The sequence below is a fragment of the Marinoscillum luteum genome, assembly GCF_044005705.1.
Taxonomy (GTDB): Bacteria; Bacteroidota; Bacteroidia; order Cytophagales; family Cyclobacteriaceae; genus Marinoscillum; species Marinoscillum luteum.
The window spans coordinates 479,892-493,246 of record NZ_JBIPKE010000017.1 but is presented as its reverse complement, the minus strand read 5'-3'; the positions used below and the strand labels follow the sequence as shown (position 1 = coordinate 493,246).

Here is a 13,355-nt window from a genome sequence, read left to right as displayed (position 1 = left end):
TTTTAGTAATAACTATTATTATTAGTATTTACATACTAACTCACCTCTTCAAACACATCCTCCAGGTTGAGCACAAGCCCCTTCAGCACATTTGATCGCACCTGATCCTCCCGTACAAACTTGCCACGAGAGATGTATTTTCCATCTATAAGCTCATAGATCTCCAGTACGTTTTCACCAGGATATACTACCCAGTACTCCTTCACACCATGCTCTTCATAGAGGTAATACTTTTCATTGAGATCTTTGGAGGCAGTGGCAGGTGAAAGAATCTCTACCACCAAGTCTGGTGCGCCTTTGCACCCGGCATCATCCAGCTTGGCAGGATCACAAACTACACATAGATCGGGTTGCACAACCGTGAAGGTCTGATCATCGCTATCTCCCTGATTACTGGGAAAGCGAACATCAAACGGAGCATGATAAACCTTACACAATTTCCCCTTCAGGTAATTGTAGATTTCACTTCCCATGACTACCCCTATCTCCTGATGGGTCCTCCGTGGTGCAGGAGACATCCTAAAAAGCTTCCCCTTGATTAGCTCCACGCGCTCCTCAAAAGTCCACTTCAGATAATCAGCATAGGAGTAAGTAGCCTCCGGCTCGAGAAGCGAAATATCATCAATTCGGGGTTCCTTTACTTTGTATGGAGTGGCCATGCTAGTTTAAAGATAAAACGTTTTAAAATTATTTTTACACATCTCTCATCCCTATGAGAGAACATTCTACCTCCTCCTATTGGCGAGCAGCGGCGGTGGTTCCCCGGTGAAAGGATTCCACCTACCAATGGTTTTCGCCAGCATACCCGAGGCCCGCATCACAGACCGATCCCCATACCTGTCACGGATGACATCCATGGCATGGTAGAGGTTGAGCTGCTCCTCACTGTCATCAAATAAATCGATCTGATAAAAACCATTGACCAGGTCGCTCATGCGAATCCCAATGAGTCGCACCAGCAGCCGCTTATTATACAACCGATCAAACAAATCCAATGCTTTGGGGATTAGCGCATGATCCGCTGCTGTATAAGGAATTTTCGCCTGCAGTGTGTAGGTGTTAAAATCCGAATAGCGCACCTTCACGGTGATGCAGGAAGTAAGCTTCTCTCCCCGCCTCAGTTGAAATCCGAGGTTCTCCGTCATCGCCACCAGTATTCCTTTGAGTTTTACCACATCGATGGTATCCCGATCAAAGGTGCGCTCCGTGGAGATCGATTTTCGCTCAGAGTAAGGCACTACCTTGGAGTAATCAATCCCGTTGGCTTTGCGCCAAATGGTCACCCCATTGGCCCCAAAAGCCCGCTCCATCAGATCTACCGACATCTGCTGCAGCGTGTAGATCTTCCGCACCCCCAGACTCATCAGTTTGCTGTAAGTCTTATCTCCCACCATTGGAATTTTTTTCACAGACAGAGGGGCCAAAAAAGGCTTTTCCTGACCGTAATCTATCCTCAGATGGTTATTGGGCTTGGCCTCATTGGTCGCTACCTTGGAGACAGTCTTGTTTTCCGAAAGGCCAAAGGAGATGGGCAACCCCGACTCCTTCACGATGCGGGTACGTAGCTCAGTGGCCATTTTCCAGGCCCCAAAGAACTTATCCATACCAGTAAGATCCACATAAAACTCATCGATCGAACTCTTCTCCAGCACTGGCACAGCCTCCTGAATAATATCAGTTACCATTTTGGAGTGCTTAGTGTAATCAGCCGAATTTCCCCGCACAATAATGGCCTCCGGACACAGTGCTCGTGCCAGCTTCATGGGCATCGCCGAGTGCACTCCAAACCGCCTAGCTTCATAACTACAGGCCGCTACCACGCCCCGATCGCTCGTGCCCCCGATCAACACAGGCTTCCCCACAAGCGCACTATTCTTTAGTCGCTCCACAGAGACAAAGAACGTATCAAGATCCAGATGCAGAATAGAATTCATAGTTCACAAATCTAATATTTTTAGCATTAAAACTAATAATATTAGTCTTTAAAACAAAAATAATTCCCTCACCCCTAGATTCCTTCCTTCTCACCTTCAATCATATTCGATTAGATATCCAATAAAAAATTAAAATAACCTGCTTTATTATTTTTTTAGACAAGTCTAAATTTATAATATTGTAATTCTAAATACTTTAAAAATGAAGTACCCTCAACTCCTTATCACCATCTGCTGCATGATCCTAATGGGAAGCTGTGAAAGCCTCATCCCACCAGCCCCTGAAGAAAGTGAACTACTGGATGGTCCGATGACTGAGCTCACCCCCGCCCAAAACCGGCAATTCCTTGCGGGTGATATCGCTTTTAATGATGAAGTCTTCACTGCCCTAAATGGCCTGGGCCCACTCTTTGTCGCCACTTCCTGTGGTAGCTGCCATGCAGGTGATGGCAAAGGTCATCCCTTCACCACCCTCACCAGGTTTGGGCAAACTGCACCCGATACCCCTCATCAGTCACCCGGTGCTCCGCAACTGCAACACCGGGCACTCCCTGGTTTCGAGCCTGAACGAATTCCAGAAGGCACACCTTATATGAATTTCACACCACCGGCCGTCACCGGACTGGGACTGCTCTCAGCTATCACGGATGCGCAAATCCTGGACAATGCTGATCCCGATGACCTGGACAATGACGGCATCTCCGGAGTGCCCAATTACGTTAGTCCACCCCCCTATTTTGAACAGCAGTGGTTTCACTCTCCACTCAATGGAAAAATCATAGGCCGATTTGGAAAGAAAGCAGCGGCAGTGGACCTCCTTCACCAGACCGTGAGCGCCTACAACCAGGACATGGGGATCACCTCTACCTTCGAGCCCACAGATACCTACACCGGCCTCACGCTGGACCCGGAGGTAAGCGACAAGACGGTGCGAGATGTGGTTTTTTACCTGCGAACACTCAAGGCACCTATCCCCAGAAACGCTCAGGAGTCGATCATCACATCCGGACGAAAAATCTTCGAAAACATCAATTGTTCAGGCTGCCATATCCCCGAATGGAAAACACCCTCCTCAGATATCGAAGCCCTATCCAACAAGCTTTTTTATCCCTATACAGACCTGCTCCTACACGACATGGGCCCTGAGCTGGATGATGGCGTCACTGAGGGCAGCGCCGAGACTTATGAGTGGCGAACTCCTCCGCTTTGGGGCCTGGGTCTATCACCCAACTCGCAGGGAGGTCAATACTTCCTGATGCATGATGGCAGGGCAAAAAGCATTGCTGAAGCCATCAATATGCACGGTGGTGAAGCAGAGCAAAGTAAGCTGGCGTTTCAGGCCCTTGCGGAAAGTGATCAAGAGGCGCTTTTAAAATTTCTGGAATCTCTATAGGTATGAAACGAAAAGAATTTATCAAAACCTGCGGGATTGGGTGCCTGAGCCTCATGAGCGGCGCTAGTCTTCTGGCTGGCTGTGTAGGCACGCGGCACATCAATGTTCCCATTTCCGACTCCTTTCTCCATATTCCTTTAAGTGAGTTTTTCAATGAAAAAAAGGAGAATTACAGGAAATACATCATCGTTCAGAATGAAGAGCTGAGCTACCCCATCTGTGTTTACAGGTTTTCAGAAAACGAATATACCGCCATCTGGATGAGATGTACCCATCAGGGCACGGAGCTCCAGGCCTATGGCGACCGACTACAGTGCCCCGCCCACGGCAGTGAATTTTCCAATACCGGTGCATTACAAAACGGACCTGCGGATCAGCCACTGAGAACCTTTCCCGTCACTGCAGACTTCAACCAAATCAAAATAGACCTACGATGAGACATTTATACAGCATCACTTTACTCTTTTGTACATTATCCACCTGGGCCCAGATGGATGGCTCATTGCTAAAAAAAGCACCAAAAGACTCCAGCATCACCGGTATGAATATGGATGCTGTCTACAACAGGCCCTTTTTGCAGGTGGGAAAAACCCCTGTGGCGGTAGGCGGATATATAGAAGCAGACTATCAGTATATGGGTGAGGATGGCCTCACAGAAGGACATTCATTCAGAATACCGCGACTGACGATCTTCATGTCTTCCGCCGTACATCAGAAAATCAAGTTTCTAACCGAACTGGAACTGGAAGAGGGTGGCAAAGAGATCGCCATAGAGTTTGCGGCGCTCGATTTCAATTTTCACCCGCTGTTTAACCTCCGTGGTGGTGTGATTATGAACCCCATTGGCGCTTTCAATCAAAACCACGATGGCCCCAAGTGGGAGTTTGTAGACAGGCCACTCAGTGCGGAACAAATGCTACCTGCCACCTGGAGCAACGTGGGATTTGGTGTTTATGGCAAGCACTACCAAAACGATTGGGCATTCGGCTATGAAGGATACCTTACCAATGGTTTTAACAACTCGATCATTGAAAATGATCAAAACCGAACCTTTCTGCCTGCCTCCAAAACGAATGCGGACCGGTTTGAGGAAACCAACAATGGCGAGCCTCTGATTACCTTAAAAACAGCATTGAGATACAAGAATAATGAGATTGGTTTCTCCTACATGGGGGGCATCTACAATACGCATACGGAGGATGGCCTTATCCTGGAAAATAAACGGCGGCTTGATGTATGGGCGGTGGACTTCAATGTCACATTACCACTTACGAAAACCTACCTGGTAGGCGAATATGCATGGATATGGGTGGACGTACCGTCATCATACAGTCAGCAATTCGGCAACAGGCAACACGGAGGATTCATTGACATTGTGCAGCCTCTTTTTACCAGAACCATTTTGGGGTTCAACAATGCAACACTCAATATCGCCTGCCGTCTGGAGTATGTCGACTGGAATGTTGGCAGTTTTCGGGAAACAGGTGAAAACATCTCCGATGACATTTGGGCCATTGTACCCGCAGTGAGCTTCAGGCCTACAGCCCAGACGGTCATCCGACTCAATTATCGCATGATGAAGCAGCAGGATATACTAGGCAATCCACCAGCAGCCATTGCGGGGATACAGTTTGGAGTTTCTTCTTACTTTTAAGACCTTATCGGACGTATCCGGCCAACTATAGGGTGATACGGGTCATTATTGAATGAACAATCAAAATGCCCGTAAACATATTTCAAATTCATTTAAATGCTTAAATTATTGAAATATGCGTCCCAACTCCCTTCACTACCTGATCTCACTGGCACTATTGAGCCAATTTAGCGCGACTGATGCGCAGCAGAAAAGAACCTACAATGTGGCCATCGTGGTTCACGAAGGTGTAGAGCTTTTTGACTTTGCCGGCCCTGGCGAAGTGTTTGCAGCTGCGGCCCGATCCAACGATGTGGCCAATATTAATGTATTCACCGTGGCACCCTCCAAAGAACCGGTGGTCAGCCAAACCTTTCTGAGCATCAATCCCAATTACTCCATTGATGACGCACCACCGATCGACATCCTGGTGATCCCTGGAGGAAGAACCAGTGTGCTCCTCAACGATGCAAAATTCATGGCCTGGGTGAAAGAACTGGAACCAAAAACCGACAACCTGCTGACAGTATGTACCGGTGCTTTTGTGCCGGCCAGATTGGGGCTACTGGATGGACTCAAAGCCACCACCCACCACGGATCCATCGCATCGCTGAAAAGCGGATACCCCAACATTACGGTCATAGAAGAAGAGAAATTTGTGGATAATGGACACATTATTACGTCAGGTGGGGTGTCTTCTGGCACCGAAGGGGCATTACACATGATCCAACGCATAGCCGGACTCAAAGCCGCCAAAGGGGTAGCGAGGTATATGGAGTACGACCACTGGTCGCCCGACAAGGGACTCATGGCCTACGAAAATGAAGCCATCAAAAAACTCAAAAGCATGTCAGTCACCACCAAAAGTCGCGACGGAATGAAGTCGGATTTTTCAGGCTTTGAAAGAGAACTTAGCAACGTGACCGCAGAGATGGTCAATTTTGGTGAGCTGGAAGCCTATGGTGACGAGCTGCTGGAAAACAACCAGTCAGAGCTCAGTCTGATGGTATTCAGGCGGCTTAGCGAGCTGTATCCATGGTCAATTATCCCTTTTGATCGCATGACGGAAGTTGCTCGAAAGACCGGTAAAAATGACACCCCTCCTACCGAGGAAGAGTTTATCAATCTCATCAAAGAAAATGGTATTGCCGCAGCCAGCGAATCTTTCGAAACCTGGCAGAAAAAGTACCCCGGATGGAAAATTTTCGGTGAAGGCTCACTCAATATACTGGGATATAAGTACCTGTACGGCTCAGAGATAGATACAGCCCTTGGTATTTTTCAGCTCATTGTAAAGGCCTACCCAGAGTCATGGAATGCGTGGGACAGCCTGGCAGAAGGGTATCTGAAATCTGAAGATTACCCAATGGCCCGAAAGTACTACAACAAATCACTGAAGCTCAACCCCGAAAACACCAATGCCACCAAGATGTTGGAGCAAATGAAAACTCAATATGCTGGTCAATGAGTAAAAAGAAAATTGTCTTCCTCATATTACCAAAAGTGCACCTTCAGGATCTGGCAGGTCCGGCTCAGGTCTTTTATGAGGCTGATCAGTTACATAAAAACACCTTTGAACTCAGGTATGCCGGTTTAAAAACTGACACGATAAGTGAGCAAGGGCTTCAATTGGGTGGCTTGGAAGATTTTACCCATCTGGAACTCACCCGTGAGGATTATATTTTTCTCCCGGGCATTGATTTCGCGAGCTATAAGGAGCAGCCCGTGTCTGAAGCCGAAACCAGGCTCTTTACCTGGTTAAAAGATCGTCACCACGAGGGGGTTTCCATCGCCTCTGTATGCTCGGGTGCGCTGGTCCTGGCAAAGGCAGGTCTGCTGGACCATATTCGCTGTACCACCCACTGGAAATGTATCGATTATATACAGCAGGCCTATCCCAAAACCAGGGTGCAGGCCAACAAGATTTTCGAAGAAGACAGACGGATCTATACCAGCGCGGGTATGACCTCCGGGATAGACATGGCCCTGTCCATCATTGAAGCAATTTGTGGCCCACTCACAGCCGCTCATGTGGCTCGAGAAATGGTGGTGTACGTTCGCAGAAGTGGCACAGAAAGTCAAAAGAGTTATTATCTGGACTACCGCACACATTTCAATCCCACCATACACCAGGTGCAGAACTATCTAATCAACCACATCAACGAAAACCCAACACTCTCGGAACTCGCGGAGGAGTTCTGTGTGAGTGAACGAAACCTTACCAGGCTCTTCAAGAAACACGCAGGACTGACCATTCAGGATTATAAGGATGTGATGAGACTAGAGCTGGCAGCCCACCTCCTGCACAATCCCAACTATACTCAGAAGTATATCGCTGGAGAGTGTGGATTTCACGACGAGCGACAGTTTAGGAGGCTATGGAAACGAAAATACCATTACCCACCTTCAAGGCATCCGGAAAAAGTTGCTCACTAAGGAAATCATCAAAATCCGGCCCTAATTGCCCGCCAGAAACCGATGCTGCTTACGTGAACCTATCTTCCACCTTATCCCTAAACTATTCACTTTTTGATCTGTATAGCTGAGTGATTGGCTGGAAATCATCAACTTCTCTCCGGCTTTGCCTATTTGACCATGGCTGGCGATCATTACCACTGCTCCGCATAAAGCCATCAAAGAGCCAGCGATGACCATAGGTTCATTGGGCTGATTGCCAGATAGAGCAAGGGTGGTGAATAAATAGCCTCCCCCCACCAAAGCCGTACCTGCAAAATATTGCTTTGAAAACTTTTGGAGCAGCAATCCCGCTTCATATTGAGCGCTTTTGGTTGGTTCCTGGTATTGACCGTAAAGGCTGGTAATGGTGAGCAAAGAGATCATTACAAATAAGGCAGTGTTATTCTTCATTAGTTAGTCATTTAGTGCAATTCAAACATAACTCAATTGATAATCTCGCACAAAAAAACCTCACCTGAGACCAGATGAGGTTTGATTACGCTTAATATTTCTGATGACTATACGATCTCCACAAGTTCGATCTCGAAGATCAAATCCTGACCAGCCAACGGGTGATTGGCGTCAATGGTGATGGCCTCCTCAGTCACTTCCTGCACGATCACGTGAGTCTGCTGACCATTGTCATTGGTAGCGACCAACGTCTGACCAGCCTCGGGCTTCATATCAGCAGGTAGCTCAGTGCGGGGCACTGTCTGGATCAACTCATCATTTCTATCACCATAAGCCTCCGCTGAAGGGATCGTTACGGTTTTTTTCTCGCTGATGGCCATTCCATTTACAGCCTCGTCAAAGCCTTTGATCATCTGGCCTCCACCTACGGTAAACTGAAGTGGATCACGCTCCAACGAAGAATCAAATACTTGTCCGCTAGTAAGCTTTCCGGTGTAATGTACCTTCACGGTATCATTCGCTTTTGCAATACTCATAATTGTTGTTATTGGTTTTTTTGAAATTTTTATCTGGCCAGACAAAGACACTAGGCACTCCGGAATGGATCAATAGCAGCTGCAACCTGACATTATACCGACTTTATCAACCGGTTTGAGTACGCAAAGTTAACAAATGAGGGAGGGTTTAAAACCAAAATCGCATTTTTATGCATTGAATTTCAATACTTTAACCTCTCCGATCAGACTACTTGGTGCGGTCTATGGTAAACTGCACCAGCTGCTCCAGAGAGGTCCGGTAGGTCGATTCGGGCAATTCAGCCAATAATTTATTGGCTTTCTGATGATAATCAGTCATCACATCCGTGGCATACTTGATTCCTCCGGAGGCTTTCACAAAGTCAATTACTTCGTTGACAAGCTTAGGCTCATCTGCACTTCTTTTGATCATCCTACGGATTCGCTTCTTCTCGGACCTGCCCACCTGATTGAGGGCGTAAATCAGCGGAAGAGTCATTTTCTTTTCTTTAATGTCTATACCCGTGGGCTTCCCTATTTCGAAGGTGCCGTAATCAAACAGGTCATCTTTGATCTGAAAGGCCATCCCCACATTTTCCCCAAACTGGGTCATGCGCTCGATCACCTCCGGGTCTGCTCCGGCAGAAGAGGCCCCCACCCTGCAGCAGGCTGTGATCAGACTGGCTGTTTTCTGACGAATGATGTCATAATACACTTCTTCGGTGATGTCCAGCTTTCGGGCCTTCTCCATTTGTAGCAGCTCACCTTCACTCATCTCTTTCACCGCATTGGAAACGATCTTGAGCAAATCAAAATCGTCATTATTGAGTGAAAGTAACAATCCTCTGGAGAGCAAAAAGTCACCTACCAATACGGCAATCTTATTTTTCCAAAGGGCATTGACTGAAAAGAAGCCACGGCGATAGTGGGAATCATCCACCACATCGTCGTGCACCAGAGTGGCGGTGTGCAGCAGTTCGATCAGCGAAGCTCCCCTATAAGTGGACTCATTGATACCGCCAGCCGCTCCGGCACTCAGAAACACAAACAAAGGGCGCATCTGCTTACCCTTGCGACGCACGATGTAACTGGTGATTTTATCAAGCAGCATCACATTGCTGCGCATGCTCTTTCGAAACTTCTGTTCGAATTCTGACATTTCCGCAGCTACCGGCTCTTGTATATCTTTGAGTTGTATGGGCATGTGAATTATCCAGCTGCAATATTAACATCTCACAACTGCATTACAAATCTGTTTATTTGTGATCTAACCTTTTGTTATACTCAAAGGGTTTTTTAGTTTACTTCGTTTTTTATCAAATCCCTCTATGAGCATCAAACAAGCTGAGTATTATCTTTTGGACGTCTTTACAGACGAAAAATATGGTGGAAACCCGCTGGCGATTTTTCCGGATGCCAGTGCAATCAATGAGCACCTGTTTCAGAAGATAGCCAGAGAAATGAACCTGTCCGAAACGGTTTTTCTTTTTCCCCCTAAGGAGAACAGCAACTACTCCATGCGAATTTTCACTCCCGAAAAAGAATTGCCTACTGCCGGACATCCCACAGTAGGTACGGCATATTACATGGCCAGGATGCATAATCTTGCGAAAGAAGGATCATTAAAAATCACGCTGAACCAACCCATAGGTGCTGTGGATGTGTTTGTGGAGTTTGAAGACCATCACCCGGCCATGGTCACGATGCATCATCCGCTACCCGTTTTCGGGCCGACGCACAACGAAAAAGCCTGGCAAGTGGCTGAGCTGCTTTCTCTGGATATTGAAGACCTGGATGATCTGCCCATCGAGGAGGTTTCCTGTGGAAACAACACGCTCATTGTACCCCTAAAGTCGGTGGAAGCGCTGGGAAAAATCAGATTCAGACCGCATCTGTGGGACAACCTTCGCTCAGAATTCAATAAATCAATTGTTTACACCTTCACCAAAACCGGAGTGAAAGATGGCGATGTGCAAGGCCGGATGTTTGGCCCTGAGGTAGGCATACTGGAAGACCCGGCTACCGGCTCTGCCAACGGCCCGCTCATCAGCTACCTGACCAAACACCAGCTGGTGTCCGGACCTATACTGAGCCTACAGGGATGTGAGATGGGACGACGCAGCAAGCTTCATCTGGATGCGGATGTGGACAGCCAGGGGAACATCACAGCAGTGAAAGTGGGCGGAAAATGCGTCTTTGTGGGTAAAGGCTTCCACTTTTTAGAACTGATGTAGCATTTATCCCTAACTTGCATCCATAAAAAACAGCACCCGTAGATTAAGTTGATTACAATCTCCTGTGAATGAGAAGACAGAAAGCCAGATATTCTGAAATTATACCCCGGACAAAGCAGTGGCCAATCGTGCAGCTGGCCAAGGACCGAAAACAATTTATAGAGGAAGTAACCACCGAGTCTTTCAACAACCTGAAGCACATCACCCGTGGCAGATCCCTGCGGGAAGAGCTGGAAATGACCGTATACAGGGAAAAACTCCGCATCAAAGCCAACCCGTGGAGGGTAGACCCTAAGGATGAGAAATCATTCTGGAAAAGTGTGCAGGACAGGCTCAGTGACAGCAGCGCACTGCCACCGGAAGAAGCCAAAGCCGTAGAGGAGGGCTTGCTCACCGAGATCATTCGCCGGTATGCTGAAGAAATCTCCGGCAATTTCAAAAAGAATTCATACCGCTTCGCACGCGGGTTTATCACCTTTGGCTTTGCACGGCTGCTCAATGCCACCCGGGTCAAAGGCTTTGCGTCACTCTTCAGCAGACAGCTGGACCTGGATGACAAAATCAACATAGTAGGTGAGCCCGAGCACATTCGCGAGCTGGCCAAAAGGGGCACCGTGGTGATGGTACCTACACATTTCAGTAACCTCGATTCTATCCTCATTGGCTGGGTGATTCAGTTTCTGGGGTTACCGGCATTCATCTACGGCGCAGGGCTCAACCTCTTCAACCTGAAAATATTTGCCTACTTCATGAATAGCCTGGGGGCCTATAAGGTAGACCGCAGAAAGAAAAACCCTGTGTATCTGGAAACCCTCAAAACGTACTCCAGTCAGGCGCTCAGAAGGGGCTGTCACAGTCTGTTTTTCCCTGGGGGCACCCGCTCACGCTCCGGTCAGATAGAAAAAGCACTAAAACTTGGTCTGATGAGCACCGCCATAGAGGCGCAGCGGATCATGTATCAGGAGGAAACGCCGGAAAAGCCTGCCCGAAAGATCTTTTTGGTGCCAGTAGTGATCAACTATCACTTCACACTGGAGGCTCCTGCACTCATCAATGAGCACCTGAAGCGCACAGGGCAAGAGCGATATTACAAGGAGGCTGATGAGTTTACAACATCCTATAAGATTGCTACGTTTCTGCTCAAGTTTTTCACCAAGGGCTCCAATATCTCAGTGAGCATAGGCCGTGGGATGGACATCCTGGGCAACTATGTAGACAATGAAGGTAACAGTGTGGATGCCGCCAATCAGCCGATTGATCCAAAGGACTATTTTATTTCGCAAGGCAAGATCACTGTAGATCTACAGCGCGAGCAGGAATATGTGCGTATCCTGGCCAAGCGGGTGGTAGAAGAATACCATAAATACAACCGGGTTTTTGCCAGTCACCTGGTGGCATATACTGCCTTCAAAATGCTGGAGCGGAAAAATCCTAAACTTGATCTGTATAACCTGCTGAGGCTACCGGATGAAGACCTCATACTGGACTATGAGGAATTTAAGAAAGCCTGGAAAAAACTGCGCAAGCGCATACTGAAGCTGGAAAGAAAAGGAAAAGTGGGTGCGGCACAGCACCTGAAGGAAAAAGCCGATGAGGCCATCGTACACGGTCTGGCCAATGTGGGGATGTACCATGCTCAGCGTCCATTGATCAAAAAGGGCGATAAGATCATCATTCAGGATATGAATACTTTGTATTACTACCACAACAGAATGGAAGGCTATGGGCTCGAAAAACACATCTGAAAAGCCAATAGGCGTCATAGGGGCGGGTAGCTTTGGCACCGCCGTATCTAACATCCTGGCCGAAAAAAACCAGCGCGTGATTCTCTACGCACGCACTGCTGAAAAGGCAGCGCTGCTCAACTCCACACGAGAGAGCTCCGGTCACAAGCTCCATGACCACATAGAAGTCACCAATGATCTGGAGTACATAGGCACCTCCTGCGACGTGATTTTCCCGGTGGTCCCTTCTGCCAATTTCCGGGCCATGATGAAAGAACTGGCGCCTTTTCTTAGGCCCTATCACATCCTCATTCATGGCACCAAAGGCTTCGATCTGAATGTGGACCTTAAAAAAATTGACGCACAAAATCCACTCTCCCGTGAGCATGTGCGTACGATGAGTGAGGTCATCAAGGAAGAAAGCTCCGTGGTTCGCATCGGGTGTCTGGCGGGCCCCAACCTGGCCCGTGAGATCAGTGAGAAGAAACCCGCAGCTACTGTGGTGGCCAGTCACTTCGATGAAGTGATCCGGGTAGGTCAAAACCTGCTCAAAAATGATCGATTTCTGATCTATGGCAGCAATGACCTCATTGGGATAGAGCTCTGCGGCATCTTAAAAAACATCATCGCAGTGGGCGCTGGCACCATTGCAGGACTGGAATTGGGTGAAAATGCCAAGGCCCTTTTTATCAGCCGCGGACTCGTGGAAATGGTACACATCGGCAAGGCCCTGGGTGGCAATGCCGAGGCCTTTCTGGGACTGGCGGGTGTGGGTGACCTGGTGGCTACCAGCTCCAGCCACCTGAGTAGGAATTTTACGGTAGGCAATCGCCTGGCCAAAGGAGAAACCATCGATCAGATCATAGAATCTATGGAAGAGGTGGCCGAAGGGGTGAAGACCATCCGGATCATCAACGAGCTCTCACAGACCTATAAGGTGAGGTGCCCCATTACCGAAACACTCTACCGCATCATCAATCAGGAAATGACCGTGGGTGATGCCCACAAATACCTGATGAAGTTTCCCTTCCGGGCAGAGATAGATTTTATGTAA

13 protein-coding genes are annotated in these 13,355 nt (G+C 48.0%); 8 read left to right on the top strand and 5 right to left on the bottom strand.

Translation table 11 applies throughout. The features are described from left to right. Positions 1-35: 35 nt before the first annotated feature. Both ACHKAR_RS13415 and dinB read right to left on the bottom strand, forming a co-directional pair. Entirely contained in the window at positions 36-659 is a 624-nt protein-coding gene (locus tag ACHKAR_RS13415) for a Uma2 family endonuclease (protein ID WP_395417786.1), read from the bottom strand. Positions 660-725: 66 nt separating this feature from the next. After that, a complete protein-coding gene (gene dinB, locus ACHKAR_RS13410; RefSeq protein WP_395417785.1) occupies positions 726-1,934 on the bottom strand; it encodes a DNA polymerase IV in 1,209 nt (402 codons plus the stop codon). A 202-nt stretch (positions 1,935-2,136) separates the two neighbouring features. Between dinB and ACHKAR_RS13405 the strand changes: the two genes are divergently transcribed. From ACHKAR_RS13405 to ACHKAR_RS13385, 5 genes are all read left to right on the top strand, one after another. Beyond that, positions 2,137-3,327, top strand: coding sequence for a di-heme oxidoredictase family protein (locus ACHKAR_RS13405; RefSeq protein WP_395417783.1), 1,191 nt, complete (start codon positions 2,137-2,139; stop codon positions 3,325-3,327). A gap of 2 nt (positions 3,328-3,329) precedes the next feature. Next, positions 3,330-3,764, top strand: a complete 435-nt coding sequence (locus ACHKAR_RS13400; RefSeq protein ID WP_395417781.1) for a Rieske (2Fe-2S) protein — start codon at positions 3,330-3,332, stop codon at positions 3,762-3,764. Beyond that, positions 3,761-4,981 carry a hypothetical protein gene (locus tag ACHKAR_RS13395; RefSeq protein WP_395417780.1) on the top strand — a complete coding sequence of 407 codons (1,221 nt, stop codon included), beginning with the start codon at positions 3,761-3,763 and terminating at the stop codon, positions 4,979-4,981. The genes ACHKAR_RS13400 and ACHKAR_RS13395 overlap by 4 nt, the downstream gene beginning before the upstream one ends. 115 nt (positions 4,982-5,096) lie before the next feature. Beyond that, positions 5,097-6,428, top strand: coding sequence for a DJ-1/PfpI family protein (locus ACHKAR_RS13390; RefSeq protein ID WP_395417779.1), 1,332 nt, complete (start codon positions 5,097-5,099; stop codon positions 6,426-6,428). Further along, positions 6,425-7,396 carry a GlxA family transcriptional regulator gene (locus tag ACHKAR_RS13385; protein ID WP_395417778.1) on the top strand — a complete coding sequence of 324 codons (972 nt, stop codon included), beginning with the start codon at positions 6,425-6,427 and terminating at the stop codon, positions 7,394-7,396. Before ACHKAR_RS13390 ends, ACHKAR_RS13385 begins: the two co-directional genes overlap by 4 nt. A 21-nt stretch (positions 7,397-7,417) precedes the next feature. On the opposite strand, the gene ACHKAR_RS13380 is transcribed toward ACHKAR_RS13385, so the two are convergent. The 3 genes from ACHKAR_RS13380 to ACHKAR_RS13370 form a co-directional block, all read right to left on the bottom strand. Further along, positions 7,418-7,828 (bottom strand): hypothetical protein, encoded by a 411-nt coding sequence (locus tag ACHKAR_RS13380; protein WP_395417777.1) that lies wholly within the window; start codon positions 7,826-7,828, stop codon positions 7,418-7,420. Between the two features lie 107 nt (positions 7,829-7,935). Next, positions 7,936-8,364, bottom strand: coding sequence for an FKBP-type peptidyl-prolyl cis-trans isomerase (locus ACHKAR_RS13375; RefSeq protein ID WP_395417775.1), 429 nt, complete (start codon positions 8,362-8,364; stop codon positions 7,936-7,938). Between the two features lie 208 nt (positions 8,365-8,572). Further along, complete coding sequence (locus tag ACHKAR_RS13370) at positions 8,573-9,547, bottom strand: polyprenyl synthetase family protein (RefSeq protein ID WP_159584808.1); 975 nt, start codon at positions 9,545-9,547, stop codon at positions 8,573-8,575. Between the two features lie 124 nt (positions 9,548-9,671). On the opposite strand from ACHKAR_RS13370, the gene ACHKAR_RS13365 reads away from it, so the two are divergent. The 3 genes from ACHKAR_RS13365 to ACHKAR_RS13355 all read left to right on the top strand — a co-directional run bounded on the left by ACHKAR_RS13365 (position 9,672) and on the right by ACHKAR_RS13355 (position 13,355). Continuing rightward, positions 9,672-10,577 carry a PhzF family phenazine biosynthesis protein gene (locus tag ACHKAR_RS13365; RefSeq protein ID WP_395417772.1) on the top strand — a complete coding sequence of 302 codons (906 nt, stop codon included), beginning with the start codon at positions 9,672-9,674 and terminating at the stop codon, positions 10,575-10,577. A gap of 68 nt (positions 10,578-10,645) precedes the next feature. Then, positions 10,646-12,322, top strand: a complete 1,677-nt coding sequence (locus ACHKAR_RS13360) for a 1-acyl-sn-glycerol-3-phosphate acyltransferase (RefSeq protein ID WP_159584810.1) — start codon at positions 10,646-10,648, stop codon at positions 12,320-12,322. Next, positions 12,300-13,355, top strand: coding sequence for an NAD(P)H-dependent glycerol-3-phosphate dehydrogenase (locus tag ACHKAR_RS13355; RefSeq protein WP_159584811.1), 1,056 nt, complete (start codon positions 12,300-12,302; stop codon positions 13,353-13,355). Before ACHKAR_RS13360 ends, ACHKAR_RS13355 begins: the two co-directional genes overlap by 23 nt.

Coding starts and splice junctions, on each gene's coding strand:
- ACHKAR_RS13415 (WP_395417786.1), bottom strand. CDS start 659: ATGGCCACTCCATACAAAGTAAAGGAACCCCGAATTGATGATATTTCG.
- dinB (WP_395417785.1), bottom strand. CDS start 1,934: ATGAATTCTATTCTGCATCTGGATCTTGATACGTTCTTTGTCTCTGTG.
- ACHKAR_RS13405 (WP_395417783.1), top strand. CDS start 2,137: ATGAAGTACCCTCAACTCCTTATCACCATCTGCTGCATGATCCTAATG.
- ACHKAR_RS13400 (WP_395417781.1), top strand. CDS start 3,330: ATGAAACGAAAAGAATTTATCAAAACCTGCGGGATTGGGTGCCTGAGC.
- ACHKAR_RS13395 (WP_395417780.1), top strand. CDS start 3,761: ATGAGACATTTATACAGCATCACTTTACTCTTTTGTACATTATCCACC.
- ACHKAR_RS13390 (WP_395417779.1), top strand. CDS start 5,097: ATGCGTCCCAACTCCCTTCACTACCTGATCTCACTGGCACTATTGAGC.
- ACHKAR_RS13385 (WP_395417778.1), top strand. CDS start 6,425: ATGAGTAAAAAGAAAATTGTCTTCCTCATATTACCAAAAGTGCACCTT.
- ACHKAR_RS13380 (WP_395417777.1), bottom strand. CDS start 7,828: ATGAAGAATAACACTGCCTTATTTGTAATGATCTCTTTGCTCACCATT.
- ACHKAR_RS13375 (WP_395417775.1), bottom strand. CDS start 8,364: ATGAGTATTGCAAAAGCGAATGATACCGTGAAGGTACATTACACCGGA.
- ACHKAR_RS13370 (WP_159584808.1), bottom strand. CDS start 9,547: ATGCCCATACAACTCAAAGATATACAAGAGCCGGTAGCTGCGGAAATG.
- ACHKAR_RS13365 (WP_395417772.1), top strand. CDS start 9,672: ATGAGCATCAAACAAGCTGAGTATTATCTTTTGGACGTCTTTACAGAC.
- ACHKAR_RS13360 (WP_159584810.1), top strand. CDS start 10,646: ATGAGAAGACAGAAAGCCAGATATTCTGAAATTATACCCCGGACAAAG.
- ACHKAR_RS13355 (WP_159584811.1), top strand. CDS start 12,300: ATGGGCTCGAAAAACACATCTGAAAAGCCAATAGGCGTCATAGGGGCG.